31 protein-coding genes are annotated in these 25,850 nt (G+C 63.6%); 22 read left to right on the top strand and 9 right to left on the bottom strand.

All coding sequences use genetic code 11. The features are described 5' to 3' along the window. Positions 1–141: 141 nt before the first annotated feature. Entirely contained in the window at positions 142–1,608 is a 1,467-nt protein-coding gene (locus ACVENA_RS16610) for a reverse transcriptase domain-containing protein (protein WP_449326263.1), read from the bottom strand. A gap of 423 nt (positions 1,609–2,031) precedes the next feature. Between ACVENA_RS16610 and ACVENA_RS16605 the strand changes: the two genes are divergently transcribed. The 5 genes from ACVENA_RS16605 to ACVENA_RS16585 all read left to right on the top strand — a co-directional run bounded on the left by ACVENA_RS16605 (position 2,032) and on the right by ACVENA_RS16585 (position 7,290). Then, entirely contained in the window at positions 2,032–2,688 is a 657-nt protein-coding gene (locus tag ACVENA_RS16605; protein WP_449326262.1) for a hypothetical protein, read from the top strand. Positions 2,689–2,785: 97 nt separating this feature from the next. Continuing rightward, positions 2,786–4,930, top strand: coding sequence for an NAD(P)-binding protein (locus tag ACVENA_RS16600; RefSeq protein WP_449326261.1), 2,145 nt, complete (start codon positions 2,786–2,788; stop codon positions 4,928–4,930). A gap of 37 nt (positions 4,931–4,967) precedes the next feature. Continuing rightward, a complete protein-coding gene (locus tag ACVENA_RS16595) occupies positions 4,968–5,300 on the top strand; it encodes a DUF3850 domain-containing protein (RefSeq protein WP_449326260.1) in 333 nt (110 codons plus the stop codon). A gap of 503 nt (positions 5,301–5,803) precedes the next feature. After that, complete coding sequence (locus ACVENA_RS16590; RefSeq protein WP_449326259.1) at positions 5,804–6,712, top strand: bis-aminopropyl spermidine synthase family protein; 909 nt, start codon at positions 5,804–5,806, stop codon at positions 6,710–6,712. Beyond that, positions 6,709–7,290, top strand: coding sequence for a hypothetical protein (locus ACVENA_RS16585; protein ID WP_449326258.1), 582 nt, complete (start codon positions 6,709–6,711; stop codon positions 7,288–7,290). The genes ACVENA_RS16590 and ACVENA_RS16585 overlap by 4 nt, the downstream gene beginning before the upstream one ends. Here ACVENA_RS16585 and ACVENA_RS16580 read toward each other — a convergent pair. The 4 genes from ACVENA_RS16580 to ACVENA_RS16565 all read right to left on the bottom strand — a co-directional run bounded on the left by ACVENA_RS16580 (position 7,273) and on the right by ACVENA_RS16565 (position 10,397). Beyond that, positions 7,273–7,920 (bottom strand): hypothetical protein, encoded by a 648-nt coding sequence (locus ACVENA_RS16580; RefSeq protein ID WP_449326257.1) that lies wholly within the window; start codon positions 7,918–7,920, stop codon positions 7,273–7,275. The genes ACVENA_RS16585 and ACVENA_RS16580 overlap by 18 nt on opposite strands. 7 nt (positions 7,921–7,927) lie before the next feature. Then, on the bottom strand, positions 7,928–8,923 hold the full coding sequence (locus ACVENA_RS16575; RefSeq protein WP_449326256.1) for a hypothetical protein: 996 nt from the start codon (positions 8,921–8,923) through the stop codon (positions 7,928–7,930). Between the two features lie 66 nt (positions 8,924–8,989). Further along, the gene (locus ACVENA_RS16570) at positions 8,990–9,748 is read right to left on the bottom strand and encodes a hypothetical protein (protein ID WP_449326255.1); all 759 of its coding nucleotides are present in this window, start codon (positions 9,746–9,748) and stop codon (positions 8,990–8,992) included. Positions 9,749–9,875: 127 nt separating this feature from the next. After that, on the bottom strand, positions 9,876–10,397 hold the full coding sequence (locus ACVENA_RS16565; protein WP_449326254.1) for a MerR family transcriptional regulator: 522 nt from the start codon (positions 10,395–10,397) through the stop codon (positions 9,876–9,878). Between the two features lie 268 nt (positions 10,398–10,665). On the opposite strand from ACVENA_RS16565, the gene ACVENA_RS16560 reads away from it, so the two are divergent. From ACVENA_RS16560 to ACVENA_RS16480, 17 genes are all read left to right on the top strand, one after another. Continuing rightward, positions 10,666–10,890 (top strand): hypothetical protein, encoded by a 225-nt coding sequence (locus ACVENA_RS16560; protein WP_449326253.1) that lies wholly within the window; start codon positions 10,666–10,668, stop codon positions 10,888–10,890. A 419-nt stretch (positions 10,891–11,309) separates the two neighbouring features. Then, positions 11,310–11,594, top strand: coding sequence for a hypothetical protein (locus tag ACVENA_RS16555; protein ID WP_449326252.1), 285 nt, complete (start codon positions 11,310–11,312; stop codon positions 11,592–11,594). A 251-nt stretch (positions 11,595–11,845) separates the two neighbouring features. Next, the gene (locus tag ACVENA_RS16550; protein WP_058456001.1) at positions 11,846–12,166 is read left to right on the top strand and encodes a DUF736 domain-containing protein; all 321 of its coding nucleotides are present in this window, start codon (positions 11,846–11,848) and stop codon (positions 12,164–12,166) included. Positions 12,167–12,649: 483 nt separating this feature from the next. Continuing rightward, positions 12,650–12,814, top strand: a complete 165-nt coding sequence (locus tag ACVENA_RS16545; RefSeq protein ID WP_317154146.1) for a hypothetical protein — start codon at positions 12,650–12,652, stop codon at positions 12,812–12,814. 123 nt (positions 12,815–12,937) lie between these two features. Then, positions 12,938–13,369, top strand: a complete 432-nt coding sequence (locus tag ACVENA_RS16540; protein ID WP_449326251.1) for a hypothetical protein — start codon at positions 12,938–12,940, stop codon at positions 13,367–13,369. A 312-nt stretch (positions 13,370–13,681) separates the two neighbouring features. Further along, complete coding sequence (locus ACVENA_RS16535) at positions 13,682–13,996, top strand: DUF736 domain-containing protein (protein WP_449326250.1); 315 nt, start codon at positions 13,682–13,684, stop codon at positions 13,994–13,996. A 122-nt stretch (positions 13,997–14,118) separates the two neighbouring features. Then, entirely contained in the window at positions 14,119–14,502 is a 384-nt protein-coding gene (locus ACVENA_RS16530; RefSeq protein WP_449326249.1) for a transcriptional regulator domain-containing protein, read from the top strand. Then, complete coding sequence (locus tag ACVENA_RS16525; protein ID WP_449328962.1) at positions 14,390–14,920, top strand: DNA -binding domain-containing protein; 531 nt, start codon at positions 14,390–14,392, stop codon at positions 14,918–14,920. The genes ACVENA_RS16530 and ACVENA_RS16525 overlap by 113 nt, the downstream gene beginning before the upstream one ends. Positions 14,921–15,010: 90 nt before the next feature. After that, positions 15,011–15,253: a helix-turn-helix transcriptional regulator gene (locus tag ACVENA_RS16520; protein WP_054586770.1), complete on the top strand. Its 243-nt coding sequence runs from the start codon at positions 15,011–15,013 to the stop codon at positions 15,251–15,253. Beyond that, entirely contained in the window at positions 15,253–15,798 is a 546-nt protein-coding gene (locus ACVENA_RS16515) for a DUF2840 domain-containing protein (RefSeq protein WP_449326248.1), read from the top strand. The genes ACVENA_RS16520 and ACVENA_RS16515 overlap by 1 nt, the downstream gene beginning before the upstream one ends. Continuing rightward, positions 15,795–16,379, top strand: coding sequence for a S26 family signal peptidase (locus ACVENA_RS16510; RefSeq protein ID WP_449326247.1), 585 nt, complete (start codon positions 15,795–15,797; stop codon positions 16,377–16,379). Before ACVENA_RS16515 ends, ACVENA_RS16510 begins: the two co-directional genes overlap by 4 nt. A 1-nt stretch (position 16,380) precedes the next feature. Beyond that, positions 16,381–16,713: a DUF736 domain-containing protein gene (locus ACVENA_RS16505; RefSeq protein ID WP_449326246.1), complete on the top strand. Its 333-nt coding sequence runs from the start codon at positions 16,381–16,383 to the stop codon at positions 16,711–16,713. Between the two features lie 3 nt (positions 16,714–16,716). Beyond that, complete coding sequence (locus ACVENA_RS16500) at positions 16,717–17,433, top strand: lytic transglycosylase domain-containing protein (RefSeq protein ID WP_449326245.1); 717 nt, start codon at positions 16,717–16,719, stop codon at positions 17,431–17,433. Positions 17,434–17,644: 211 nt separating this feature from the next. After that, on the top strand, positions 17,645–18,733 hold the full coding sequence (locus ACVENA_RS16495) for an IS110 family transposase (protein WP_449328961.1): 1,089 nt from the start codon (positions 17,645–17,647) through the stop codon (positions 18,731–18,733). 513 nt (positions 18,734–19,246) lie between these two features. Next, on the top strand, positions 19,247–20,992 hold the full coding sequence (locus tag ACVENA_RS16490; protein ID WP_449328960.1) for a relaxase/mobilization nuclease domain-containing protein: 1,746 nt from the start codon (positions 19,247–19,249) through the stop codon (positions 20,990–20,992). 13 nt (positions 20,993–21,005) lie between these two features. After that, positions 21,006–23,018, top strand: a complete 2,013-nt coding sequence (locus ACVENA_RS16485) for a conjugal transfer protein TraG (RefSeq protein WP_449326244.1) — start codon at positions 21,006–21,008, stop codon at positions 23,016–23,018. Next, positions 23,015–23,452: a CopG family transcriptional regulator gene (locus ACVENA_RS16480; RefSeq protein ID WP_215352384.1), complete on the top strand. Its 438-nt coding sequence runs from the start codon at positions 23,015–23,017 to the stop codon at positions 23,450–23,452. Before ACVENA_RS16485 ends, ACVENA_RS16480 begins: the two co-directional genes overlap by 4 nt. On the opposite strand, the gene ACVENA_RS16475 is transcribed toward ACVENA_RS16480, so the two are convergent. The 4 genes from ACVENA_RS16475 to ACVENA_RS16460 form a co-directional block, all read right to left on the bottom strand. Further along, entirely contained in the window at positions 23,428–24,264 is an 837-nt protein-coding gene (locus tag ACVENA_RS16475) for a JAB domain-containing protein (protein WP_449326243.1), read from the bottom strand. The genes ACVENA_RS16480 and ACVENA_RS16475 overlap by 25 nt on opposite strands. A 101-nt stretch (positions 24,265–24,365) precedes the next feature. Next, positions 24,366–24,839, bottom strand: a complete 474-nt coding sequence (locus tag ACVENA_RS16470; protein ID WP_449326242.1) for a hypothetical protein — start codon at positions 24,837–24,839, stop codon at positions 24,366–24,368. 41 nt (positions 24,840–24,880) lie between these two features. Then, a complete protein-coding gene (locus ACVENA_RS16465; protein ID WP_449326241.1) occupies positions 24,881–25,210 on the bottom strand; it encodes a hypothetical protein in 330 nt (109 codons plus the stop codon). Positions 25,211–25,268: 58 nt separating this feature from the next. Beyond that, positions 25,269–25,784 (bottom strand): LuxR C-terminal-related transcriptional regulator, encoded by a 516-nt coding sequence (locus ACVENA_RS16460; protein ID WP_449326240.1) that lies wholly within the window; start codon positions 25,782–25,784, stop codon positions 25,269–25,271. Between the last annotated feature and the right edge of the window lie 66 nt (positions 25,785–25,850).

Genomic DNA, 25,850 nt, shown 5'->3' with positions numbered 1-25,850 from the left:
TAGGTTGCGTTGCGATTCCAGCTCGCCGTTCTACCGAACGGCAGTCAGTTGCAGAGATGGGAAGGAGGGCCCTCGGGTCAGTTGGTGATGCATGTCCATCAGTTGTTCGTGCAGTCGCGCCCGCGACCCTGAGCTCCCATCTTACGGATTCTGTTTTGCCCTCTTTACCAGCGCACGATCGATCTCTTCATCCACCCTATGCCGAGCCCTGCGGCGAAGGCGGCTGACCTGACCGCGAATTTTCAGGCCTGCCGGGCCAAACTCCTCCACAGAACGCACGACATATGTCCAGAAGGTCCATGTCTTGGTTGATGAGCTGGGTTCAAAACCTTCTACCCGGCCGAAACGCTTAGTGAACTGCTCGAAATTGAACATCCGGCGGAGTTCGGAGGATGTCTTGCCCGGATAGCGCTTCACCGTGGCCATCGCATGGCCGCGAGCAACTGATGCTACCTTACGATAAAGGTTCGACATTGTTGAATCGCGAAGCAGGATGTTTTGGCCATCATATCGGAAGCCGAGATATTCGAGGCCATTTCTGCCTTTCCCGGCGATCAAGGTGCAGCGCTGCCTGGATCCATCTCGTGCATATTGGACCAGAGATGATTTCGACGGCTTGATGACGAGCTCGTCACCATATTTGCCGATCCGCGCGGGCAAGCTGTCCATGATGGCGCGAGCCTGATCGACAGGCACTGGCAGGATGAGGAGGATGTCGTCCGAGTAACGGACGTAGGTTCCTCCCAAACTCTCCGCGAGCGTGTTCATCTCGACATCGAAATCTATCAGGTAGAGGTTGGCCAGCAGATCCGAAATTGGCGCGCCCTGCGGGATACCGTGAGGCTTATCGTTGGGATCGACGAGCGATTTATACTGGCCATTTTCCCCAAGGATTTTCTGTCGGAAATCATGCGGGGAACAGAGTTGAGTCGGCACATCCTTGTAGGGCACGAGGTAGCCGTTGATTGGATGGCCGCCGCTAGTGTGGCCTTTGACGCCGTAGAAGCCCAAACGGGTGTATGCATCTATGCGATCCACCACTCGGTATTTCGTGATGTTTTTGAACACAGCGAAATGATCGGCCGGGAGCCGATCAGTGCCAAGCAGGCGACACCAAAGCGCTTTCAACTTTTCGTGATCGAGAGATTCAAAGTAGCTGCTAATGTCGACGGCAATAGCGCAGCAATCTCCCAATTCCTTGATCGCATCGAATGCATCGCGCGCAAACTGGATGTTGCACTTACCTTTCCGATTCTCTGTGCTGATGGGGATGCGCCTGTAAGCGACGGGACAGTGACTAATGCCCAGCCGCGCTAGCTCGACCTCGTAGGGGCCGCTCAACAGATGTCGGTAATACGCGAATATGTATGCATCCCTTCGGGACGCATATCGAATTGGCCGATCCTTAGGCTTCGGACGAGGCTTTCCACTTGCTTTGTCGGGTCGAAAGGGCTGCCACTTCTTCGTGTATCGAAGCAACGGAAAGAACGTGTTTTGCGCAACCCGAACGGGATCGCTCACGAGCGCAATGATTTCGTCCGGTCTTAGGACCTGATCGAAATGTGGGTAACGCTTATAGTCACCCGGCTTAATTTGCCATTCGCTCATGTTGCCTCCCCCCGGAAACGAGAGGGGGCGGTAGCAACCGGTTCCATCCGGTTATCACTACCGCCCCGCACCGTTGGCAACGAGCAGGGTCGCCCCAGCTCTATCTGGAATTCACTTCGACAAAGTCGAGTATGCTGTCGCCGTCGCGGCTATCGCGCTTTTCGCGATGGTCGGTTGGCAGGCGATACGTTCTTCGGCTTTCAACGGAGTTGCTCAAATGGCCATCCGCTTCATGCTTCGGTTCGCATTCATCCTTTACAGTCATAACACGTGACTCTACCCCCCGAGTGAGTAGATACCAACTATGTTGGAAGGCGGATAACGAACATCAAGGCTTTGCGGCAGAATTATTTCGTGGCGACGCCGCGGAGATGTGCCTTCGTCAATCAGTCGGTGCTAACTCAGTTTGCCGCTGGGGGAAATATGTCGACGGACAACGTTACTGCGCTTGCCCGATTTACCGGTCCAAACCTGACGGCAACGCTGACTCGCTTAGAATCTTCGATACGAGGCGTCACCGCCGCTGACTGCGCTGGCTTTCTCAATGGTGTCGATGCCGACCGCGATGTCTTGAGCGCTGCTGCCGAACTGAAACGTCAGGCAGGTCAAATTAACGTTACCATCCATGCTCTCGGTATTTTGCTGTGCCTTCCGCATTTGCTCAGACCGGGCGAACAGGTCGAATATGTTTCCCTCGGTGCCGGCAACACGGGTCGAGCTTTTGACCTTGAAACCAATATGAGGGTAGCCGAATTTAAGTTCATAAATTGGCGAGGTGGTTCGGAAACGATTAGGCAAAACGGTGTCTTCAAAGATTACCTAATGTTAGCGCTGAGCCCGAGCAAAAAGCAAAAAGATCTCTATCTGCTTGGAACTGGTCACGCCTTGAAGTTTCTACGTGGTGGCCGCGCGATGAGTAGTGTACTTAGCCGGAATGAAAAATTGCAGAGTATGTTTATAGAGAGATTTGGCGATAAATACCGAACTGTTGGTGATTATTACGCTGATAATTTTGATGCCGTGAGTATTAAGGATGTTTCTCCTTGGTTATCGGATCTCGTTGAAAGCCGCGTCGGTTAGCTCGGCGATAATCAAGGCAGTTGTGGTCGTTGCTGGCCGCGATCCTTTTTCAAGTATATGCTGATTGGGGCTTTGCGAAGCCGGTTGCGAAGGGCAAATGGTCTGGATGGCGAGACGGTCTTCTAAGCTGGAATCAGGGCGGGGTCCGGACGAAGTTGCAGCTACCTTCAGTCTTGAGTCATCGCAGCGGCTATTTGCAATTGGCACCTTTGACGATGGCGTCACCGTGCTTAGTCAGCAGAAGCGCGCGCTGAACCTCGCGTGGGCCCTCATAGAGTCGCGAAAAATACCAACTAGACCCGAAGAAGATACGATATCCGTCGCTATCGTCGGCGCCGGGTTTGCCGGGCTTACTTTCGCTTCCGCGCTGCTGCAGAAGAATTGTCGCTGTGACATAACAATATTCGAAGAGCGCGACACACTCCTTCCGCTCCAGCAAGGGAGCGATACTCGTTGGTTACATCCGCATATCTACGACTGGCCGGAGGAGGGAAGCGAGGCTGCGGCGGCAATGCTGCCCGTCCTGAATTGGACTGCCGCACGCGCCTCTGACGTTGTCGTTCAAGTACTAAGCGGCTGGAAGTCTATCGTAAAAGATCACGGCTCTGCTCTCAAACTGTATTGTAATACCCGTCACCTTCAGGTGCAGGCCCCAGCCGCCAACAAAGTCTTAGTGGAGTGGGTAGGCGATCAGCGCGCTGCATGGGATGGAAACGTCCTTGGAGAAGATCGCAGCGCAAAGGGACAATCCCAACGATTCGACCTAGTCATCCTGGCTGTCGGCTTCGGGCTTGAAGTCGGTCAGTCGTCGTATTGGCGAAACGAAGTTTATGGGCAACCTAGCCTCACCCAGCCTAGGCGGTCCTATCTGATTTCGGGCCAAGGGGACGGGGCAATGATTGATTTGCTCAGGCTCAAGGTCTCACAGTTTCGCCAAGACAGAATTCTCACGGAGCTATTTGATGACAAGCCGAAGCTCATCACGCGGTTACGGGCTATAAGGCGCGAGTTCCTAGATGGCGGACCTGACTTCCCGTTGTTTGCGAAGCTTGATTCGTTGTGTGAGGAGCCAGTCGTACGATCGCTAATGAAGCGGGTCATCGGCGAACTAGGCAAGCGTCTTCGTAGGGATACCGAGATTGTACTACATTTGAAGGTCCGGAACTTTTCGGAGTTGCTGCAGTCTGGAACCAGTCGCATATCTTTCCAAAACGCCGTGCTTGTTTATCTTCTTTATCGTGCCGGCGGCTTCGCTCCCTCAAACGAGGAAGAGAGCCAACTTGTCTCTCGGTTCGATATTCCAAAGGACAACGTTGTTTGGCGGCATGGCGTTGACCGTATTGGTCAGTTACGACGGCTACTACCCGCTAATATCTGCAAAGCATTGGCTGAATCATGGGAAGATAACAGGTGTCAGCGCCTGCAGCAGTCCGCAGAAATATTGTGGCGCGGCGGTTATTTCGGCTCACCGGGCCGGCTCGAAGACGCGGGGAAGGTGGGTGATCGTGAGCGCAAAATCTGGCGAAAGGAATATCTCCCCGGCCCAACGTCGCTTATCGGTCATACATTGGTTGGCGCTTTGGAAGCGGAAATCGGAAGACTCAGGCCTCATGCCAAGCACTTCCGGATCACGATGCACCGCGTGCTATCGATCCACGGTGAGGATTTGCTGCAGCAGCTTTGCGGTTATGTAGGTCGGGGTTTCGAGGAGAGTGCTCCAACCGCAGGGCGGACTTTCCCGGCTGGCAACGCCACAATCGGTTTGGCATACCGGACACGGCAAATTATTCGCTCTCGGCCGGGTATCGACCCTGCGGAGCTTTCGGCCGCAATGGCGAAGCTCCATCTGAACGAGGCGTCACGGAAAATGGCGGACGAAGTCGGCTTCGTTGCAGCGGTCCCCGTACTTCAGCCCGACAAAGATTTTTTCCCGCCAAGTCCCGTGTGCGGTATCATCTATTTCGATAGCCGGGATCCTAACTTCGACTTGGAGACTGCTGAACTGGCTGAAATTGCTGCTGTGGTTGAGAATGTGATTGATGCAGTGGCTCGCCGCGGTGGGCTCCCGCTTGACCGCATAGAGAACATCCCGTTGCGGACCCGGGCGACGAAGGCGAGCGCTGCTTCCCGCATACCGAGCAGCGTTGCATTGGACCTTATCGCTCCGGCCATCGTTCCGCCGCGCACGAGAAACGCGTTCATTCTCAATTTCGACCACTCTGATTTGACACCCCTCTCATGATAGACATTAGGGCAACCCATTCTTATGTGAGGCTGAGATGAGCGATGCCACTGCCCTAATTGACACAGCAGGCGCCACGGCGCGCAGCTTGGCGCGTGCGCCAATCACGCACCGACTGAAATGCTGGCCAAAATTTTATGAGGCGATCAGGGTAGGTCGTAAGCGGCACGATTTACGTCGAGCAAGCGACCGTGACTTCCGAGTGGGGGATCACCTCCTATTATGTGAGTTCGACCCCGAGAAATCCGATTTTACCGGCCGCGAGCAGCTGGCGCACGTCACTTACATCACCTCAGCAGACCTGCCTTGCGCTCTATCGCATGACGCACTGCATTCCGATTTTTGCATCCTCAGCATCAAAGTTGCCTAGGCACATCGAGCGTTGCAACAGTTACGGGGTTTGGCCTTGGTTTAACGAAACTCGAAGTCTGCCAAGCCTCCCCATCCTTCGGGGTGGCTGACGGCGCGATATATCCGTCCATCGTTGCGAAGTTCATAGTCTGGCAGGCCCGACCATCCCAATGGATGGCTCACTGTGCGGTAGAAGGCGCGGCCGCGGAGCTCATAATCCGGGAGACCTGACCATCCAGATGGATGGCTCACTGAACGATAAAGCTTCCCATTCCGGAGATCGTATTCCGGGAGGCCAGACCAGCCGCGAGGATGTGAAACAGATCGGTAGACAGCAGACATGATGCAGATGTTATGGCGACGCCGGAGCGCGAACTCAAGGGTGGGGAGGAACTAAAACGGAACATCTTGCGCGATAGCGCTTGGGCCGATAAGGTCAAACGATCGGACTAGGAGGCTCCCGGCAACGATCGACAGCAACCCTCAGGCGGACGCTCGCCAGCAGTTCAGGACGGAAATCATATGATTCCGCTCTTTTCTTGGTTGAGACGGAAACGCTCGCCGCCCGCTGCAGCCAAACCTGCGCTTCCACGGCCGCCGCACCAAGTGGATCTGCGGCGCGCTATTAACGCAATATCAGATGTCGTGCAAAACCGTCCGCGGCCGCTGCGCGAGTTCGACCAGATTCATATGAAGTCCGGCGACATGGTCTTCCAGAGCGAAATCGTCGCCGACTGGGCCGATGGCAAGCGGCTCGCGTTCATTGGTGACGGCGACGCGATCAGCGTTTGCGTCGCATATCTGCAAGCGAGCGATGTCCTGCCATTCGGGCCCTCGCACATTACCGTGTTCGATTTCGACGAACGCACCGTCAACGCCGTAACTCGCTTTGCGGAAGCCGCCGGGATCACCAATCTCGACGCTCAGCTCTATAACGTCCTCGACGCGTTGCCCGATATCGAGCCGTTTGATTGCTTCTACACCAACCCGCCTTGGGGCGCCTCGAACAATGGCGAGAGCGTCAACATATTCGTGGAACGCGGTATTGAGGCTTGCCGCCACAGTGGCGAGGGGATGATCGTCATTGCCGATGACGACGAACTCGACTGGCCGAAGCAGGTCCTCGCGAGCGTCCAGCGCCGTGCGGCCGAGAAGGGCTACTATGTCTCCAAAATGCAGCGCAAGCTGCACGAATATCACCTGGATGATGCGCCCGATCTACGATCCTGCAATCTCTACATTTCGGCGCTCCCGGGCAATCAACCGCCAGCTCTCCTGAGCAGTGCCATTAATGATCCAGTCCGCCTCGAGAATTTCTACGGTCGCTCAAAGGAGGCGCGGGTCCACTACGTACTGGAGCGCCATAGGGTCAATTACGGCAAGGCACATGATGATGAATATGAGCTCAAACTGTTCGGAGATAGCCGATGAACGCACCCTATAAGCCCGGCGACGGCATCTTGTTCATGAAGGTCGGCGTGCATGCGCGCGAGAGCCTTGAAGATATCATCGCGCGAAAGGACGAAGAGATCCGGCAGGCAGGCTATGCACTGTGGGGCTATGGCGGGAGCACCTGCCATCCGAGCACGATGGTTCAGCCCTTCGGCGAGGCGATTGGTGCGCGCGGCCGTGTCATCGAGCTGTGCATGGAAGAGATCAATTCCAAGCATTTCGCCGACCCGATCAGCGCGGCTGAGTATTCGGTCAACGGCACCGACTGGCACGAGATTCCCGAAGCGATCAGTGTTCGCGGTTCGCGCTACGCCCTCTGGATCGACAATCTGCGCAAAGCGGAGTTCCAGCTGCCGCTGAACCAGACGCAGGTGCCTATCGGGAACAGCATGGGGCGAAATGGCGGGCGCTATATCAAGGGGCGCGTCGACAAGGCCTGCCTTGAGATGCTCGACGGCCCCCAGATCCCGAACGATGCCCCGCTTCGCGATATTCCGATCAGCCTCGTCGCGACATTGCGCAAACCCTATGCGGTCTTCCTACGCGGCCAGCGCTGAGAGTGCGGCATCGCTGATCAGGATCGGTTCTGCGGCCTTGCTGAGATCGCCAAGATGGCTCGCTAGGCAGGCTTCCACTTCTGCGGCCAGAATAGCCCCTTGGCGGTGGCAAGCGAAGCAGATCGCGGCAGATCGGTCCGCCCCGGGTTCGCTGCAGATGTGCGCACGCAGCTGCTCAATGCCGATCCGCGCCGCTATTTGCCGTAGCAACGCCTCAAGTGGTGCGACGCGGCCTGCCAACTCGTCGGGCGCAAGCACCGCGAGCGCGGCAATGGCGCGCTTGTCGCCCGTGGCGAGCAGCGCGCCGCCGCGGTGCAACAGGATGGCGGCGAGCTGGCTCTCGCCCGTGTCGAACTGGAGATTTGCTCGATTGGCAGCCTCTTCGAGCGCCGCAGCCGTATGAAGCTCTTCCTCGGTCGGCTCAACCAGCGAGAGGGCGTCGCACAGCCTGGCGAAGGCGGCCTCGGCGGCCGCGGGGTTCTGAAGGCCAATCTTGCCGAGCTTGCGCCTGATGACGAAGACCGCGACGCCCAGCATGGCAGGCGGCCCAGATGCGGTGGTCAGGCAGTCCGTCAGCGGGCCGCCGAGCTGCCACGCCGACATCTTGATGAGGACGTCATTGTCGAGCAACACTCTCTCACGCATCCGGCAGCCCCATAACGCTGCGGAGATAGTCGGACGCGTCGTCGGTGAGGACGTCCCAGCCAATCTGCTGCGACGCGACGCCGTTCACCTCTTGCCAAAGCGGGCCGACGTCCGGGTAGAGCCTGTTGAGCGCGGCCATTGCGACGGGCCAGGTTTGCCGGCGGTACGCAAGGCACAGCGCGAGTGTGCCAGGCTCAATCCGGTAAACCGGCGCCGCGACGCGCACCGCCTGCGCCAACGTCGGCGCATTGAAATCATCGATGTTCGTCTCGATGGTTGGATCAGGGCTGCCAGTTAGGACGGTCAGCGCATATTCGTCAGCTTCGCGCTCCTGCCCGTCGCGTTCAACGGCCGTCGCCGGATCTTCAAGATCGACCAGCGCAGGCGCGCCCGCAAGATGGCCGAGCATGATATGCGCGAGTTCGTGTGCGAGGGTGAAGGCAAGCTGCGCGGGAAAACGCGCATCATGCCCGAGAAGGATTGCGAAGCGTCCGCTCGAGTGGACGACCATTGCATGCATTCGCTTGGCGTCGAGCGGGAAGACTCGCAAATGGATGACCGGAATGCCGAGTGCCCAGCAAGTCGAGACCAGCCCGCGCAGGTCTGCATATGGCCGTCTGGCGAGCAATGCTACGCGCAGCCGCTCGGCGTCGATAGCGCCCATCGTGGGGCCCTCCGCCACCGACTGAAGCAAAGACTTGCCGATCGCCATTCCGAATGAGGTCATGGCCGCCCGTGCAGCCTCGTCCTCGGCGGTCAGATGCTTGAAACGTGCCTCGTCGTTCCAGACAAATTCGACGCGTTCACCAAGCAGAGGTTGTGAACGCAAACCGAGCCGGCGCGCGAGTGCAAACCTGAGTTCGGCACGGCCAGACGGCGACGCCGCGAGCGTCTCGTCCCACCAGCTCGGCCACGCCGCTTCGATCGCGGCCTTGCTGATGCCGGCGCGGCGAAGCTCGTCTGTCAGTTTCTTGCGTTCCGCGTCCAATCGCCCTGCCGATCCTTTGGTGGGGGCATGTTTAGCACCATGAGAACGAAAAGGGAACCTTTGACGTTAGGCTAGCAGTTCGTTTTCGTGGTAGAGCGCCGGTCGATCCTTGAGCCGGGCCGCCAGCAGTGACCAGTCCGCTGATGAAGACGACGACAGGTTGTCGAGTTCGGCCTTCTCCGCTGGCCCAATCAGGACCGGATCGCAGAGACGGACCCAATATCCCTCGACGAGGTTCGCGGTCATGCTGACTTCGTAGGAGGCGTCGTCCCGTTGGGCTTCGACCTGACGGAGGAGGGCGGTGACCTGCGATGCGCCGACCGGTCCTCCGCGCTCGCCGACGTTGCGAAATGCTAGGGGGTCGAAGCGCGCGCCGCCGCGGTCGATCCTTAGCGGATTGTCGCTGCGGCACATGAGCGCATAATGGGCACGCTTTCGGCCCGCCGACGTGCACGACCGGCTGGTGACGACCGACGCGGTCGGCAATCGGCGGGGCGTACCGGCGGCGTCATAATAGGCGCGCCAGAGAAGGAGATCCTTAGCCTCCGCATCGATCGGCTTCGGCTTTGACTTCATTACTGAGAAAATCGCGCTGACGGGCTGCCGCATCATCGCAAATATATGGGCCAGCCGTGACGGCGCATTACCCACGCCCCAAAGGAAAAGCCCTCCGTTCGCTTCGCGTTCGAGGTCCTTGCGGCGAATGATCGCGTCGAGTGACTGTCCAGCCTCAGCCTGCATCCGCGACCAGCAGACAAGAGTATCGCCCGCATCGACATGGGTAGGAAGGGCTGCTGGTGCTATCGCCCGCGAATGAAAATTCATGAGTCTCTCCGAAAGTTGGTCGCCGCTAGAGCGCTCACTTCAACAAGGGAAGGGTGTCGAGGCAGACCGCATCCGCTCCGGGTCCGGCTGCCGACGCCCTTGAAGGGGCGTTGGGGCGAGGGCAACGTCATGTGGCTCTAGCCCCGCCGGGTGATGCAAACTGTAGGTCTCGGACGGCCATCGAGAAGAGCGCCTGCTTTTCGTCGGGAATGTTCGAGCGAATATCTCGAAGCAGTTCGCCCACGTTCAGCACGAACGCAAAAACCTGCTGCCCGCTGCCCAGAATTTCTTCCTGAAGCTGTTCGCGATCGCGAAAGCCGACGCCGCGGCCGTCGCTGACCACCCAGTTTAGACCGCCAACCGGGGATTCTCCGTCGGGCCAGAAGCCGTCGTCCGAAAGACGCTGTGCCGCGTTCTTGAGTCGGGAGAGCTGAATTCCCGTGTCGCGAAAGCGCTGGATCATCTTCGCGACGAGAAGATCCCGATAGGAATAATAGCGAACGCGGCCGCGGGGATTGTCGGCGCTGCAATAGGCGGGCTGCAGGAAGCCGTGGCGTTTCAGATAATCAATCATCGGCATCGACAGCCCACTGATTGAGTGGACCTCGGCGACGCTGAAACCGTTGAGGGCGTCCTTTACCTTTGGCATCGCAAAATTAAATCATAAATCAGAGCAGATTTCAATTTTAAAAATGTAATCGAGCATAGCTGGTTTGGTCAGCGCTCTGGTGGGAGCAGGCAAAGTAGCCTGTTACTAAGCTTTCGGATTATGGGCTAACGGCAATGGCTGCTGCGGGCTTTCCTAACGTCCGCTTTATTGATTTCGGCGCTGGAAACGGACAGTCTCAAAACGGCCAAGGCCAGCGGTGGCACGCTCGTGACTTTCGCGAATCCGGATACATGTCTAGGGCAGGCCCATGGCTACGAGATCATCTACTGCAGAACGGGTTGAGGCCCTTGTCCGGCGCATGGACGGGGCGCCGCTCTGCGACGAATGCATCGCCGACCGGCTCGATCTCTCGTCCGTCGCGCAGGCCGGCGCCGCGACGCAGGCTGCCGGCGGCGTTCGCGGCTTCGAACTGTTGAAAGCATCTTGCGGCCTGTGCGGCGAGCCGCGGCACGTCATTCGCTACCAGGGCTGAACGCCGGGCAGTTGCCGCTGCCGGATCGAGCGCGGCTCGATTGAGCGTGCTCTGGCGCCGACAGGCGGCGCCAGGGGCCGCGCGTTGTTCGGGCCGCGCGGCGCACTTGGCTCGCTGTCCTTGCCGGGCGGCGGCTGGCCCCCAGGCCCGCGCGCACGCCGCCCGGCGGCGGGCTCGCCAAGAGCGCGTTTCCTGTGGGCACTTCGCGCCGCGACTTGTCGCTCAGGATTGTCCGGGTGTTTGAATCGGTCGGTCTGCGGCGTTAGGGCCGGATGATGATCAGTCTGTTCCTTCTCGCTTCGGTCGTTCCGGCTGGCCAGACCTTCACCTGCACGCCGGTCGCGGTCTGGGACGGCGACGGGCCGATCTAGTGCGCCGAAGGGCCGCATGTCCGCCTCTCGGGCGTTGCCGCGCGCGAGATGGATGGCAGCTGCAGTCCGGGGCATCCCTGTCCCGACGCCGATCCTGTCGCGGCGCGCGATCATCTTGCTCGCCTGCTCGGCGGGCCGCAGGGGCGGAACCGAACCGGCCACATCCTTGTCCGCGGGCCTGCCATGCGCTGCGTGTCGCGCGGCGGCGCCGGCGGCACCCGCACCGCCGCCTTCTGCACCTCGCCCCGCTCGGGCGATATCTCCTGCGGCATGGTCCGCAGCGGCTTCGCGGCACGATGGGACAAATATTGGGGCTCGCACCGCTGCGACTAGCGGGCGGTCAGGCGCGGTAGTTGGGAAGGCCCGTGATCGCGGTCGGCCGGGTCGTTGGACGACGGTGATTTGGGCTTTGCCCCGGTCGCTGATGGCCTTTCCCTTCCTGTCGCCCTTCTGCGGGTCCGGCTCGCCTCTGGCCGTCAACCCCATGCGGGGTTCGCCCTCGCGTGCCGCTCGGTGACGGCGGCTCGCGGTCCCTTCTTCCGGCGCCATCGGGACAGTCCCCGAGCAACCGAAGGAGAAAGTTCATGCCCACCATCGCCAATCTCAACGTCAAGGCCGACGGCAGCTTCGAAGGCACGCTGGCCACCCTCAACGTCACCGCGCCGATCGCGATCGTACCCAATGGCCGCAAGACCAAGGAGAACGAGCCCGATTATCGCATCCTGAGCCGCAAGAACGGATTCGAACTGGGTGCCGGCTGGAAGCGTTTCTCGCAGAGCAATGGCGCCGAATATGTGTCGGTGACGATGTCGGCCCCCGAATTCGGGACGATCTACGGCAATGTCGCCAACGCACCCGGCGACGACCCGATGAAGAAGGTTATCATCTGGAACCCGCCGGCCTGACGGGTTCCCAAGCTCCGCCTTCGGGCGGAGCCGATCGCTTCAAGTCCATGGAAGGGCGGTCCGGCGGGCCGCCCTTTTTCGTGCTGCCGTGGCGCGGGGGGTACCGGGCTTCCTTCCCGTGTCTTCGTTCCTGCGCTTTTCGTTCCGGTCGGTTGGAACAGGACGGACGGTGCGCCGCGCTCTGGCGCCATTGGAAGGTCGGTGGGGGCCGGGACGGAATGGGTCAGCGATGGGGCCGGGACGGGGCCGTGCGGCTGGGAGGCGGGGGAGGCGTGGGGCTCTGCCGCATGGGCCCGGGCCATTCCCGCTCTCGATTGCCGCTGATCCCTTGGCCGAGGCCAGGCCTCCCTCAATCAACCCGCTTCGGGGTCCCCACGCTTCGCTCGGGCCGCGGCTGCGCTCGCGGTGATTGCGGCCTGTCCCCGTCCGGCGGGGCGCCTGTCGAGCGGGAATGGCCCGCTCCCAAGGACAGGAGTTGATCCCATGCCGCTTACCACCGCCCAATCGCTCGGCTGGAACCTCGCCCGGACGATGATGACCGTGATCATCCTCGTCGAGACCAGTGCCGGCTATTCGGTCATGCCGCTCGACGAGTTCGACGGCGACCCCGAAACGATCGTCTGCGAATATGACCCGTTCAACCGCTAAGCGCCGGACATTGGGTCCAGCATCGTTCCGGTTCGGGTTCTCGCCCGGGCCGGTCCTTGCTATGTTCGCATCGCAGGTTGCGCTGAGGAGGTGGTGGCGGGCGCGTCCGGATGGAGGACGGTCATGACCTTGATGTTGATCCTGGGCGGCGTAGCCATGGTCTACGCCCTGCTCCTGCTCTTTCGCTGTGCGAAATACGCGCTGCCGCTCTTTGCCGGCCTCGCGCTTGCCTTCTATCTGCGCGATCATGGTTCTGGCTGGCTGACGATATTGGCCGCGGGATTTCTGGCGGGGTTTTCGGTCCACGCGTTCGGTCGGTACCTCGCTGGCAGCAGCGCGCCCTTCGCTATTCGTGTCTGCGTCATCCTGCTGTTTGCCGGGACGGCCGCGGCTGCCGGCTATCAGGCCGGGGGCGCGCTTGCGGGACTGGCCGACCTCGAGCCATGGGCTGATCGCGGCATTTCCGTCCTTGTCGCCATCCTCACCGGGGCCGCCAGTTGGCGCGATCTGGTGCCGCCGGGTAATCGCATCGCACGAGGCGAGCTGCACGCCTAGGTCTTTGCTGTCTCCGCTATCGCCGGCTTGCTTGCCCACCCGACCACGGATCCCTCCGCCCAGCCGCACCATCACGGCCTCTCGAAATGCGCCATCTGTCGGCGGGCCGCTTCGCTGATCCGGCCTCGCGCAACCGCGCCGGTCGCGACTTTCTTCCCCCGGCGTGCCGCCGTTCCTCGCGAAACAAGAAAGACGCGCCGGCGCGGTCCTCCGCTTCGCTGCGGGCCTGCGGCTGCCCACCCGGCTCCCCGCCGACGGTCGATGCGCATCGAGGCCGCGATGGTGCGGCCCGAGCCAAGGAAGGAATGCATCATGGCCAGGATCGGCACGTTCAAGAAAGTCTCCGGCGAATATCGGGGTCAGATCACCACCCTTGCGGTGCAGGCGAAATCGGTTCGCATCACGCCCGAGAAAGACCCCAGCGGCAATGCTCCGAGCCACCGTGTCTTCATCGGCGACGTCGAGGTCGGCGCGGCCTGGGAGAAACAGACGCAGGACCAGCGCCCCTATCTTTCGGTCAAGCTCGACGATCCGAGCTTCACCGCGCCGATCTTCGCGCAGCTGTTCGCAGGCGAAGAAGGCGAGCACGATCTCGTCTGGAGCCGCCAGAGCCGGCGCGGCGACTGAGCCGCAGGACCCGCCCGGCGCCGCCGGGCGGGATACCCATTTCTGGGGATGGGGATTCCCGCCTCTTGGAATTGGCGGTCGTGTTTCGCCGGCCAATTCTGCTGCCTCGAACGGAGGCAGCCATGGCGCGGAAAGGGAACCAGGACGATGACCGGCAGCCGCGTCTCGACTTCCCCGGCTACGCGCAGGAATTTCTGCGCCGCAGCCCGGACTATCGCCGCGACTATGAGAGCGTGATGGCGGACCCTGACGCGGGTCCGGCGTTGCAGGAGGTGATGGCCCGGCGATGGGGCCTCTGCTTTCCCGGCCGACCCGCGGCTTCCGGCGCGCGAGGCGTCGGCCTTCTGGGACGTGGCCGCCTGTCCTTATGTCGTCATGGTCGATGCCGCGGATATTGTCGTTCCGGACGGGCCGGTCTTTGGCTGCGGACTTGGCGTTCGCCTCGCCGAGCGGTGTGTCGCGCACCGGGTCGCGGCGGACGGGCATCATTATATCCTGGAGCATGAGGGCGCGCTTCACCGGATCTGGCTGCGCGGCCATCCGGAACGCGCGTCTTTCGCCGCGGTCGTCCCCCTCGATGGCATGACCGGGACGCGGCTCCAGGCGGTTCAGGATCTCGATCGCTGGCTGCGCGGGGCGGCTGCTTCACCCTCTACGGCGTGGCCGACCTTCTACCAGGCGCAGCGGCTCGACCTGCTGCTCGCGATCCTCGACCTGCGCGATGGTATCCGCGTCACGAGCCATGAGGTCGCCTGCCGCCTCGTTTATCCGCACATGACCATCGGCCGCGGCGCCGCCTGGAAAGCCTCGCCCGAACGGCGCCGGACCCAGCGCCTGATCCGCGAAGCCGAGGCGCTGGCCGCCGGCGGCTACCGCGCGCTGCTCGCGGGCACGCCGGGGCGACAAAAGCAACGTCGGAATTGAGCCGCTCCCCTGTGCGTCCTGCGCCGCGCCATGACGCGACATCGCCCGCCGACCCGCTCTCCAGGACCCGGCGGCTGGAAGGAGCCACCCATGACGACCGGTCACCCGCCACGCTTTCTCACCACCCCCGAGGCGGCAAGGCGCGTCGGCCTCTCGCATCGGACGCTCGAGAAGCATCGCGTCTACGGAACGGGGCCGGTCTATCGCAAGCTCGGCGGGCGCGTCGTCTATGCGATCGACGAACTCGACGCCTGGGTCGAGCTCGGCCGCCGCACCTCGACGTCCGATCCCGGCAGCGGCATCGTACGGCCCGCGCGGCGGGAGCCGCGTTGATGCGCCGCGCTGATCTCGCATCGGTGCCGGGGGCGTCGGGGCTTTCGCCGCGCAGCGGCCGCGCGCTCGCGGCGCCGCCTCGCGATGCGCTCACCGAGGTCGAACTGACCTGGATCGAAGGCCGGCACGAACAATGGATCCGCTTCGGCCGCGTTGCCGACGAGCGCATCCTGAGCCGCCGAACGCGCGTCGCGGCCTTCCGTCCCGGCGCGGTCTTCGCTTTCGTCCGCTGGACGTCGAACGACTTCGGCACCATCCATTCGAACATCGCCATTGCCCTCGCCGTCGCGCCTGGCGAGCCTTTTTCGACGCTGCCGTTCGTCCGACCCGGCGCCGAGATACTGGCGCGGATCGACGGCTGGCCGAAGGTCCAGAAGGCGCTCGAGGCGATCGATGCGGTCGAGGCCGTCGGCATCGACGCCTGCGATGCGGCGCCCGACCATTGGCGCCACATCGGCAACCGGATTGTAGCCGGCCTGCCGTTCCGGCCTTATTCGCTCGAACGCCACACGGCGTGGCTTCGCCGCCGGGCGGTCGAATCATGAACCGGCGAATCCTGTCCTTCACGGCGGCGACCGCGACTCTGGTCAGCACGCTCTTCGTCGCGGTCGCCTGGGCGAAGCCGGCGCCGCGCCTGCTCTGGAATGCGAGCGCCAGCGCGCTGATCGGCCTCTACCGGATCGACGCGGGTGCGGCGCCGCGGGTCGGCGATCTCGTCGCCATCGAGCCGCCGCCAGCGCTCGCCGGCTTCCTCGCCGCGCGCGGCTATCTGCCGCGCGGCTTGCCGCTCCTGAAGCGTGTCGCCGCACTTCCCGGCGCGCTCGTCTGCCGTTCCGGCATCTTCGTCACCGTCGACGGAACGGGCGCCGCCCGCGCGCTGGCGCGCGACCGGGCGAACCGCCCGCTGCCGGTCTGGACCGGCTGCCGGACCGTCGGGCGCGGCGAAATCTTTCTCCTCAACGCGGCGCCGGGCAGCCTCGACGGCCGGTACTTCGGGCCGCTGCCCTCCGCCGGGCTGATCGGCACTGCACATCCGCTTCTCACCCGCTCGCATGCGTCGGCGCAGCTTCGCTGGCGCGCTGGCGGCGGCGGTCTTCGACCCTCGCCCCGCAATAAGGAGACATGATATGATTATCGGAACGATGCGCCGCGAAGGGACGGGCGGTTTTACGGGTTCGCTCAGGTCGCTCACATTCGACGCGCCGATCACGCTCGTCGGCGCGGCCTATTCCGAAAAGGAGAATGCGCCCGCCTGGCGCTTGCTGATCGGCGATGCCGCGCTCGGCGCCGAGATCGGCGCCGGCTGGGATCGTTCGGGCCCGCGCGGCCTCTACATCGCCCTGCAGATCGACGACCCGAGCCTTGCCGCGCCGCTGCGCGCGAACATGGTCCGCTTGAGCGGCGACGCGGACGAATATTCGATCCTCTGGTCGCGCCCCGAAGTGCAGGGCGGAAACTAACCCATGGCGCGGCGGCAGCACTTCGCCGGACGTTTCGCGCTGCGCGTCTCCGCGCCCTTCGGCGCGCTGCTCGCGTCCTTCGTCCTGCCGTTCGTCTGCACGCCGGCTGTCGCCGCGGTGCAGCCGGGCGGACATCCCTATGCCGCGCCGGTCGCCGAAGCGGCGCAGCGTTTCGCCATTCCCGAACTCTGGATATGGCGGGTGATGAACGCCGAAAGCCGGGGCAGGGCGGGCGCCGTTTCGCATGCGGGCGCGATGGGGCTGATGCAGATCATGCCCGGAACCTGGGCGTCGCTGACCGCCCGCCACCGGCTCGGTTCGGATCCTTTCGATCCCCGCGCGAACATCCTTGCGGGTGCGGCCTATCTGCGCGCGATGTGGGACCGCTATGGCGACATCGCGCTGATGCTCGCCGCCTATAATGCGGGACCCGGGCGCGCCGATGCCTATGCATCGGGCCGCCGCGGCCTGCCCGCCGAAACCGTCGCCTATGTCGCTAAGATCGCCCCCGAACTGCATGGCGCCGACAGCATCGCGGGCGCTCGCACTGCCGCCGCGGCGCCGACGACGTCGCCTGGCTGGCGGGACGCGGCGATCTTCGCCGGGCGCCGCGACGACCTCGAGCGCGCGCATTCCGCATCGGCGGACGAAGCCGCCGCGCCGTCTTCCGCGCCGGCGGCGTCGCTCTTCATTTCGCTCTCCGCCGCGCGTGATCGCTGATGGTCCGCCGGTGGGTCGACCGTTCTGGATGCTGTGGTTTGGGAGCGGCAGGGTCTTGCTGGAAGGGTAATTCGGGAGTGCCGCCGCATTTGGCGAGGACTTGGCGTTGCTTCCGACCAGCACGGCAGCTGCGCCCGATGAGAAACCTTGCGCTGCGGACGCCAGCGGCGCGACCCTCGCTCCGGTCAAACGGAAGCGAAGGAGTCGTGTGATGGAATACTTTACCGGCCTTGATGTCTCGGTCGACGAAACCGCAATCTGCGTCGTTGGCGACGACGGGAAAGTCGCGTTCGAAACCGCTGTGGAAACCGATCCGGCTGCGATCGCCGAGGCACTGCGACCGTATGCGGATCGCATGCGCCGCGTCGGCCACGAGGCCGGGTCGCTGTCGCCGTGGCTGCACACCGAGCTGCTGGCGGAAGGCGTTCCAGCGGTCTGCCTTGAAACGCGTCATGTGCGCGCGGCGCTGTCGGCGCAGCGCAACAAGACCGACGCGAATGATGCACTCGGCATCGCGCATATCATGCGGACCGGCTGGTTCCGCCAGGCGCACGTCAAGACGGATGCCTGCTATCGGATCAGGCTGCTGCTCGTTCAGCGCCGCAATCTCAAACGCAAGTTCCTCGACCTCGAAAATGCCATCCGTCACTCGCTGAAAGTGTTCGGAATCCGGCTCGGCAAAGTCGGCCGCGGCGCCATGGAAAAGGCCGTTCGAGAGTCTGTCGCCGGCGATGCGATGACCGCTGGACTCATGGACTGCATGCTTCGGGCGCGCGCGGCGCTGTGGGCTGAGTATCTGACGCTGCACAAGCTGGTCGTGCAGATCGCCATGCGCGACGAGCTATGTCGGCGATTCATGGCAATCCCCGGTGTTGGTCCCGTCACCGCGCTCAGCTTCAGCAGCGCGATCGACGATCCGCAGCGGTTCCGTCGTTCGCGCAATGTCGCGGCCTACTTCGGGCTGACGTCGAAGCGATGGCAGTCGGGCACCTCGATCGATGTCCACGGTCGCATCAGCAAGGCGGGCGATCCCGACGTGCGCCGCGCGCTATACGAGGCTGCGTCGGCGATGCTCACCCGGTTCAAGGGCCGCGACCTGATCAAGACATGGGGGCTGAAGCTCACGAAGACCAAGTGCCACGCGAAAGCCCGCGTCGCCGTCGCACGCAAACTTGCCATCGTGATGCACGCAATGTGGCGCGACGGTACCTTTTACGTCGGCGATCCAGACGCGTCTGCGCAGGACATCGACGCATCGAACGCAGCGAAACTGCAACGGCTCAGCCTCGCGAACTCATGAACAACCACCGCCCCATCGACTGCCGGTTGACGGCGCAACGAGCTTAGGAGGTCCGCGCAAGCGGCAGAGGAATGATACAGACCTGGAAAACGGGAAGCACGATATCTTGCCTGTGGCCGCCCCGCGCGGACCACGCCGGAGTGCCTGTGATGCTGCCCCGTAAATCCGATAGCGACATGTGCCGCGACGGCGCCAACACCGCGAACGTGCGGTTCCAACATCCCGTCGATGAGCCCGGAAGAGTGCACGGCGTATCAGACCCTCGTCACATCGCAGATCTTGCAAGCCTGTCGTCGAATAGGGGCCAATTACTTGCTATGAAGGAGAGATGGAGATGGCGAAAACTTCGAAAATCAGGGAGCCAAATAAGAGGGCAAGATAAAAGCCGTGCCAGCTGCGCGCCCGGGATGGTCGGTTTTCAGCGGCTTTGCGCGTATGGCACCGCCAGAATCAGCCATACTGATGGCAGAAAGTCGGCCAAATGCGCGCCCTTTTCGTATGGCAGGGCGCCCGATGCGGCGTGACGACGGCGATTTCCGGATCAGGCCGGGACGGAGCCGCGATCGCGGCTCGGGTTCCGCGGGCAGGGGCAAGCGTCTCGCGGCCCAGGTCCGCAAGGCCGCCGCCCGCTCGGGCTACACCCGCTCGCGGCCCGGGCGAAGCCGCGGCGGCGGCACCGGGACGCAGGGACGGGGCCGGCGCGCCTTGGCCGCTATGCGCAGCCAGCCGGGCAGCCGGCGCGTCACCGTCATGGCGCGCGTGGTCCGGCATCGCGGCGCACGGTTTCGGGCGGCGCCGCTAGCGCGCCATATTTCCTACCTCGAGCGCGAGGGCGTGACCCGCGACGGACGCGACGCCAACATGTTCGATGCCGATGGCGATGCGGTCGACCGCGACGCGTTCGCCGCGCGGTGCGAGGAGGACCGGCATCATTTCCGGTTGATCGTCAGTCCCGAGGACGCCGCCGATCTCGGCGACCTTCGTGCCTTCACCCGCGATCTCTTGGCCGACATGCAGAAGGATCTCGATACCCGGCTCGACTGGGTGGCGGTCGACCATTGGAATACCGACAATCCGCATGTCCATATTCTCGTGCGCGGTGTCGCCGACGATGGCGCCGATCTCGTCATCGACCGCGGCTATATCGGCGCTGGCATCCGCGGCCGCGCCGAAGCCTTGGCGACGCTCGAGCTCGGTCCGCGCAGCGAGATCGAAATGCAAGCTTCGCTCGCGCGCGAGGTCGATGCCGAACGCTGGACGAGCCTCGACGCCCGGCTGCAGCGCATCGCCGACGAGACGGGCGGGGTGATCGACCTGCGTCCTGCTGCTGGCGACGATCGGCGCATGCACGGCCTGCTGGTGGGCCGCGCCGCGAAGCTCGAGGCGATGGGGCTTGCCGAGCGATGCGGCGCCGGCCTCTGGACGATGGACGCGGATGCCGAACCGGCGCTGCGCGCGGTCGCCGTGCGCGGCGATATCATCAAGACGATGCACCAGGCGCTCACCCGCGCCGGCGGGCGCTTCGATCCCGCTGCGCTCGCGCTCCACGACGGAGCACCCGATGGCGCGATCATCGGCCGACTAGTCGAGCGCGGCCTCCACGACGAGCTCGCGGGCAGTGCCTATGCGATCGTCGACGGCGCCGACGGGCGCACGCATCACATTCGCTTTGACGAAATGGAGATGACTGGCGACGCGCGGCCCGGCGCGATCGTCGAACTGCGCAAGTGGCAGGACGGCAAGGGGCGTGATCAGATATCGTTGGCGACCCGCTCCGACCTGCCGCTTGCTTCGCAGGTGGTCGCGCCCGGCGCGACCTGGCTCGACCGCCAGCTCGTCGCCCGCGAGCCCGTCGCAAGCGGGAGCGGCTTCGGCCTCGAAATTCGCCAGGCGATGGACGAACGCGCGCGCCATCTTGTGAGCGAAGGACTGGCTTCGCGCGCCGGCGATCGGCTGAGCCTGTCACCGGGACTGATCGACAAGCTCGCCTCGCGCGAGCTCGCGGCCGCGACCGCCGCGATCGCCGAGCGGACCGGACTTGCCGCGAAACCCTCGGCTGCCGGGGAGTATGTGAGCGGCATCTACCGCGAACGCGTCACCCTCGCATCGGGGCGCTTCGCGATGATCGACGACGGGCTCGGCTTCCAGCTCGTTCCCTGGCGCCCCGCGCTCGACCGCCACCTCGGCCAACATATCACCGGCACCATGTCGCCCGGCGGCACGGTCGACTGGGCGCTGGGCCGAGGCATCGGCATCTAGAAGGACAAATCGCATGAACGACAAGATACTCTGGGGCCAGATCGCCGCCGTCGGCGCGATCGTGATCCTCGCGGTCTGGGCGGCGACGCAATGGACTGCCGCTGCGCTCGGATATCAGCCGGCGCTGGGTGCGCCATGGTTCCGCATCGGCGATTATCCGGTCTATCCGCCGCCGGCCTTCTTCTGGTGGTGGTTCGTCTATGACGCTTATGCGCCGCCGATCTTCTACCGCGGCGCCATGATCGCCGCCTCGGGCGGCTTCGTCTCGATCATCGTCGCGATCGCCATGTCGGTATGGCGCGCCCGCGAGCGGCGGCGCGCCGAAACCTATGGCTCGGCGCGCTGGGCAGATGCGGGCGATATCCGGGGAGCGGGCATGCTCGGCGATGCCGGGGTGATCCTTGGACGCTTTCGCCGGCACTATCTGCGTCACGATGGCGCAGAGCATATCCTCTGCTTCGCGCCGACGCGTTCGGGCAAGGGTGTCGGTCTTGTCGTCCCGACGCTGCTCACCTGGCCCGGCAGCTGTATCGTGCACGACATCAAGGGCGAGAATTGGCAGCTCACCTCGGGTTTCCGGGCGCAGCACGGCCGCGTGCTCCTCTTCGATCCCACCAACATCGCGTCATCCGCCTACAACCCTTTGCTCGAAATCCGGCGCGGTCAGTGGGAGGTGCGCGACGCGCAGAATGTCGCCGACGTGCTCGTCGACCCCGAAGGCAGCCTCGAGAAGCGCAACCATTGGGAAAAGACGAGCCATTCGCTGCTCGTCGGGGCGATCCTCCATGTCCTCTATGCCGAAGAGGATAAATCGCTCGCCGGGGTGGCGGCCTTTCTGTCCGATCCCCGCCGCGGCATCGCCTCGACGCTGCGGATCATGCAGACGACCGCGCATCTCGGCGAGGCGGGCGTGCATCCGGTGGTCGCACGCGCCGCGCAGGACCTGCTCAACAAGTCGGCCAACGAACGGTCGGGGGTGCTGTCGACGGCCATGTCCTTCCTAGGGCTCTACCGCGATCCGGTGATCGCGGCGGTGACGGGGCGGTCCGACTGGCGCATCGCCGATCTCGTCACCGGCGATACCCCAACCTCGCTCTATCTCGTCGTCCCGCCCGGCGACATCAGCCGCACCAAGCCGCTCATCCGCCTCATCCTCAACCAGATCGGGCGGCGGCTCACCGAGGAACTCAATCCCGCCGCTCGGCCGCAGCGCCTCCTCTTCCTGCTCGACGAGTTTCCGGCGCTCGGGCGACTCGATTTCTTCGAGAGCGCGCTGGCCTTCATGGCGGGCTACGGGATCAAGGCCTTCCTGATCGCCCAGTCGCTGAACCAGATCGAAAAGGCCTATGGGCCGAACAATGCCATTCTCGATAATTGCCACGTCCGGGTAAGTTTCGCGACGAATGACGAGCGCACCGCCAAGCGGATTTCCGATGCGCTAGGGACCGCGACGGAGATGCGCGCCATGAAGAATTATGCGGGGCACCGGCTCTCGCCATGGCTCGGTCATCTCATGGTGTCGCGTACCGAGACCGCGCGCGCATTGCTGACGCCGGGCGAGGTGATGCAGCTACCGCCCGACCAGGAAATCGTGATGGTCGCAGGCGTGGCGCCGATCCGCGCAAGCAAGGCGCGATATTTTACCGACCCCCGGTTGCAGGCGCGCATCTTGCCGCCCCCGCCTCCCTCCGAAGCGGATGCTCCGCGGCCCGACGACTGGAGCGCGCTTGCGCCTCCGGCAATCCTACCCGGCGTCGCGGCCGCGCAGGCAGATCAGGGCGTCTCGAGTGATCAGGCGGATGAGAAGCAGGAGGAAAGCGAGGCGAATAGCGGTATCCGGCAGGAACCGGCGATACCCGACCATGAAGATATTGCCCCCGTGCCCGGCAACCCGATCGGCGAATTCGACTTCGACGACCCGGATCGCGACGATGACGCGGCTCGCAAGCGCAAGGCCATCGATGGCGCCATGCGCCGCGGCGCCCGTCTCGCGTCGCAAGATCCCGATGACGGGATCGACCTGTGAGAAAGCCGTCGGTCAAGCGGACCTTCCGGATCGACGCGATCCTGGCGCGGCAGCTCGACGAACGGGCGAGCAGCCGGCGGATCACCCGCACCGACATCGTCGAAGCGGCGCTGGCTTCCTTGCTGACCCCCGACCATGAGGAACGCATCGAGGCAGTGCTGACGCGGCGCCTCGACAGGATTTCGCGCCAGCTCGACCGGCTCGAATGGCATGTCGAACTGTCGAATGAGGCGTTCGCACTGTTCGTCCGCTCCTGGCTCGTCAACAGCCCGCCACTGCCCGACGCCGCTCTCCGCGCTGCGCAGGCAACCGGCAAGAAGCGATGGGAGGCCTTTGTCGATTCGCTCAGCCGCCGGATGGAGGCCGGGCCGAAGCTCGGGGACGAACTCTCGCGCGACAAGGATGGCGATCATTCGTCGCCTTCAGTGAAATAAGCCATCAGCCGGTGCGCGAGTGGCGGCGCCAGCCGGATGAAATTGCGCCGCCCGTCGAGCCTGTCGGCCTCGCGGGTCACAAGCCCGGCGTCGCAGAGCCGCTGGAGCAGCCGCAAGGCGCTCGTCATCGGCAAGCCCGAGGCGATGCAGAGCGAGCTCGTCGACACCGCCTTCGCTTCTCCTTCATGAATGAAGAGATCGATAAGCATGTCCCAGGCCGGCTCGCCGAAGAGGTCGGCGGCTCCGACGAGCTGGCGGCGCAGCAATCGTCGCCGCGAAGCCCTTTGCGCATTGGCAAGCGCAAGCTTTGCGCCGCGCGCCTTTCGCCACTCGCGTGCCGTGTCGCGCAGCACGGCCGCCGATGACGCCTCGCTGCAGGCCGCCGTCCCGCCGTGGAGGATCGTGCGATGGCCGCGGAGCGTCACGACGATATGTTCCAGCACCTCCACATCGAGCGATCGACCGATCGCGGCCAGCCGCTCGGTTGCCGTGATATCGGATCGGCTGGGCGTGGGATCGCCGCTCGGATGATTGTGGACGAGGATGATCGCGGCGGCGTCGAGTTCGATCGCCCGTCTAAATATGGTGCGCGGATAGAAGGCGACCTGTCCGACCGTCCCATGTTGCAGTTGCTCGTCCGCGATCAGCCGGCGGGAGGCGTCGAGAAAGAGAATGCGCAGCGTCTCGTGAGGCAGCGCCCCCATCGAGGCTCTGAGATATTCGAGCAGACGCGGATTGCCGGGGTCGATCCCTCGGCCCGCAAGCTCGGCGCGCAGCGCCTCCGACGTGACGGCGCGTGCGGCAACGATCATCGCTGCGACCGGGCTAAATTGTCCCAGCGTGCGGGCTAGCGCTTCGGGAGACTGGGCGAGAAGACGGCCGAGGGTCCGGTGTTCTGCCAGTAGCGTCCCGGCTATGGCTTCGCTGTTGTCCGGATCGAGGGTGGCAACGAATTGAGCCAGGATGGCTCGCTGACGCCGCGCGCCAGCCGATGCTGGTGACGCCAGGTTGCGAGGATGAGGATCGCCGGGACCGGCCACGACGTCGCCACCTGCATCGTGAGATACGCCGCCGGATGCAGCGCCATGTCGAATGTTCGGCTCATGTGCGCGAGGAGCGGGACCAGATGCAAAACGGCGATGCACATGGGCCAGAAGCGATGCGCAAACATCGCGAGCGCGACGGTGGACCCGGCGCCAAAAAGGTCGATCGCGAGATGACCGGTGTCGACCGCGGCGAAGTTCGCCGGCACGAAGATATGAAGGATCTGGTCCGAGCCCACCATCGCCACCGCGATCGCCGCCATCACCCGTTCGGGTCCGCCGCCCTTCCACGCGGCATAGCCGACGGCAATGGCCAGGAAAGCGAGAAACAAAACGATGCGCATGCTCCGAAACTTTCATGGCCGTTGCTCCCGGTCAACAGCCGTCATCCCGCAGATTGTGCGCCGCCGCCGATGCCGGCAACCGAAGGGCATTCATGAAGATCGTAGCCCGCGGTCTCGCGCCCGATGTCGGCGAGTTCGCCATGGACGCGGAGGATGTCGCCGCTGACATCGACCAGCGCCATCTGCGCCTTCATGAGCCGGCGGATCGTCGCCTGGCCCTTCGTAGCCGGCACTCCGCCGGTGTCGCGCCGCGCGGTCACCACGCTCGTCATCAGCGTCGACACGGCGATGAGCGCGTCGTCGACCCGGACTTCCGCGGCGGGAACGTCGCGGATCAGACGCGCTGCCGTGATCGTAATTTCCTTGGACATGACTTCTCCTCTGCCGGAAGCGGGCGCTCCGGCCGTTGATCGTGGACAGATGAAAGGATCAGCCGGAGATCAGCCGCGTCAGCGTTTCGCCGATCGCCAGCCCCGTCAGAATGAGGAGGATCAGCACGACCAGCATCGTCGCCATGATCCACACTCTGTTCCGACCGGGATGATCGTGCCTCCGGAGACCCTTGAACGGCGAACCGACCGCTACCGGTTGTTCGGTATGTGACGCGCTGTGTTGAAGCGCCATCGCAGCCAACTCCCCGTTCGGGAGGTCGGATGGCACCAGCCGGGGTTCTTCCGGTAGTATGATCGCGTCACATGGTATCCGGTCATAGGTCTGTTTGAGGCGCGCATAACGAAGGGCCGCCTCGGCCCGGTTGGCTGCGCCCAATATGTCTCGCGCGGTCGTGAGCCTGAGATCGACGGCCTGCTTCGAGATATCGAGCCGCCGGGCGATCTGCTTCGATGTCTGATGCTCGAGCACGAGATCGAGGCACGCACGCTGCTTGTCCGTGAGCCTCGCCCAGCGCACTGCGTCCTCTGACGGCTGCGACCCCGAATCAGTCATCCGGGCACTGTCGTCAAATTCGCGATTCGCACAAGTCGCCGACCGAAATTCACGCTTGCTTGCCGC

Source organism: Sphingopyxis sp. 550A (assembly GCF_053569535.1).
The sequence above is the reverse complement of the archived record's forward strand: the minus strand, read 5'-3'. Positions and strand labels throughout refer to the sequence as shown.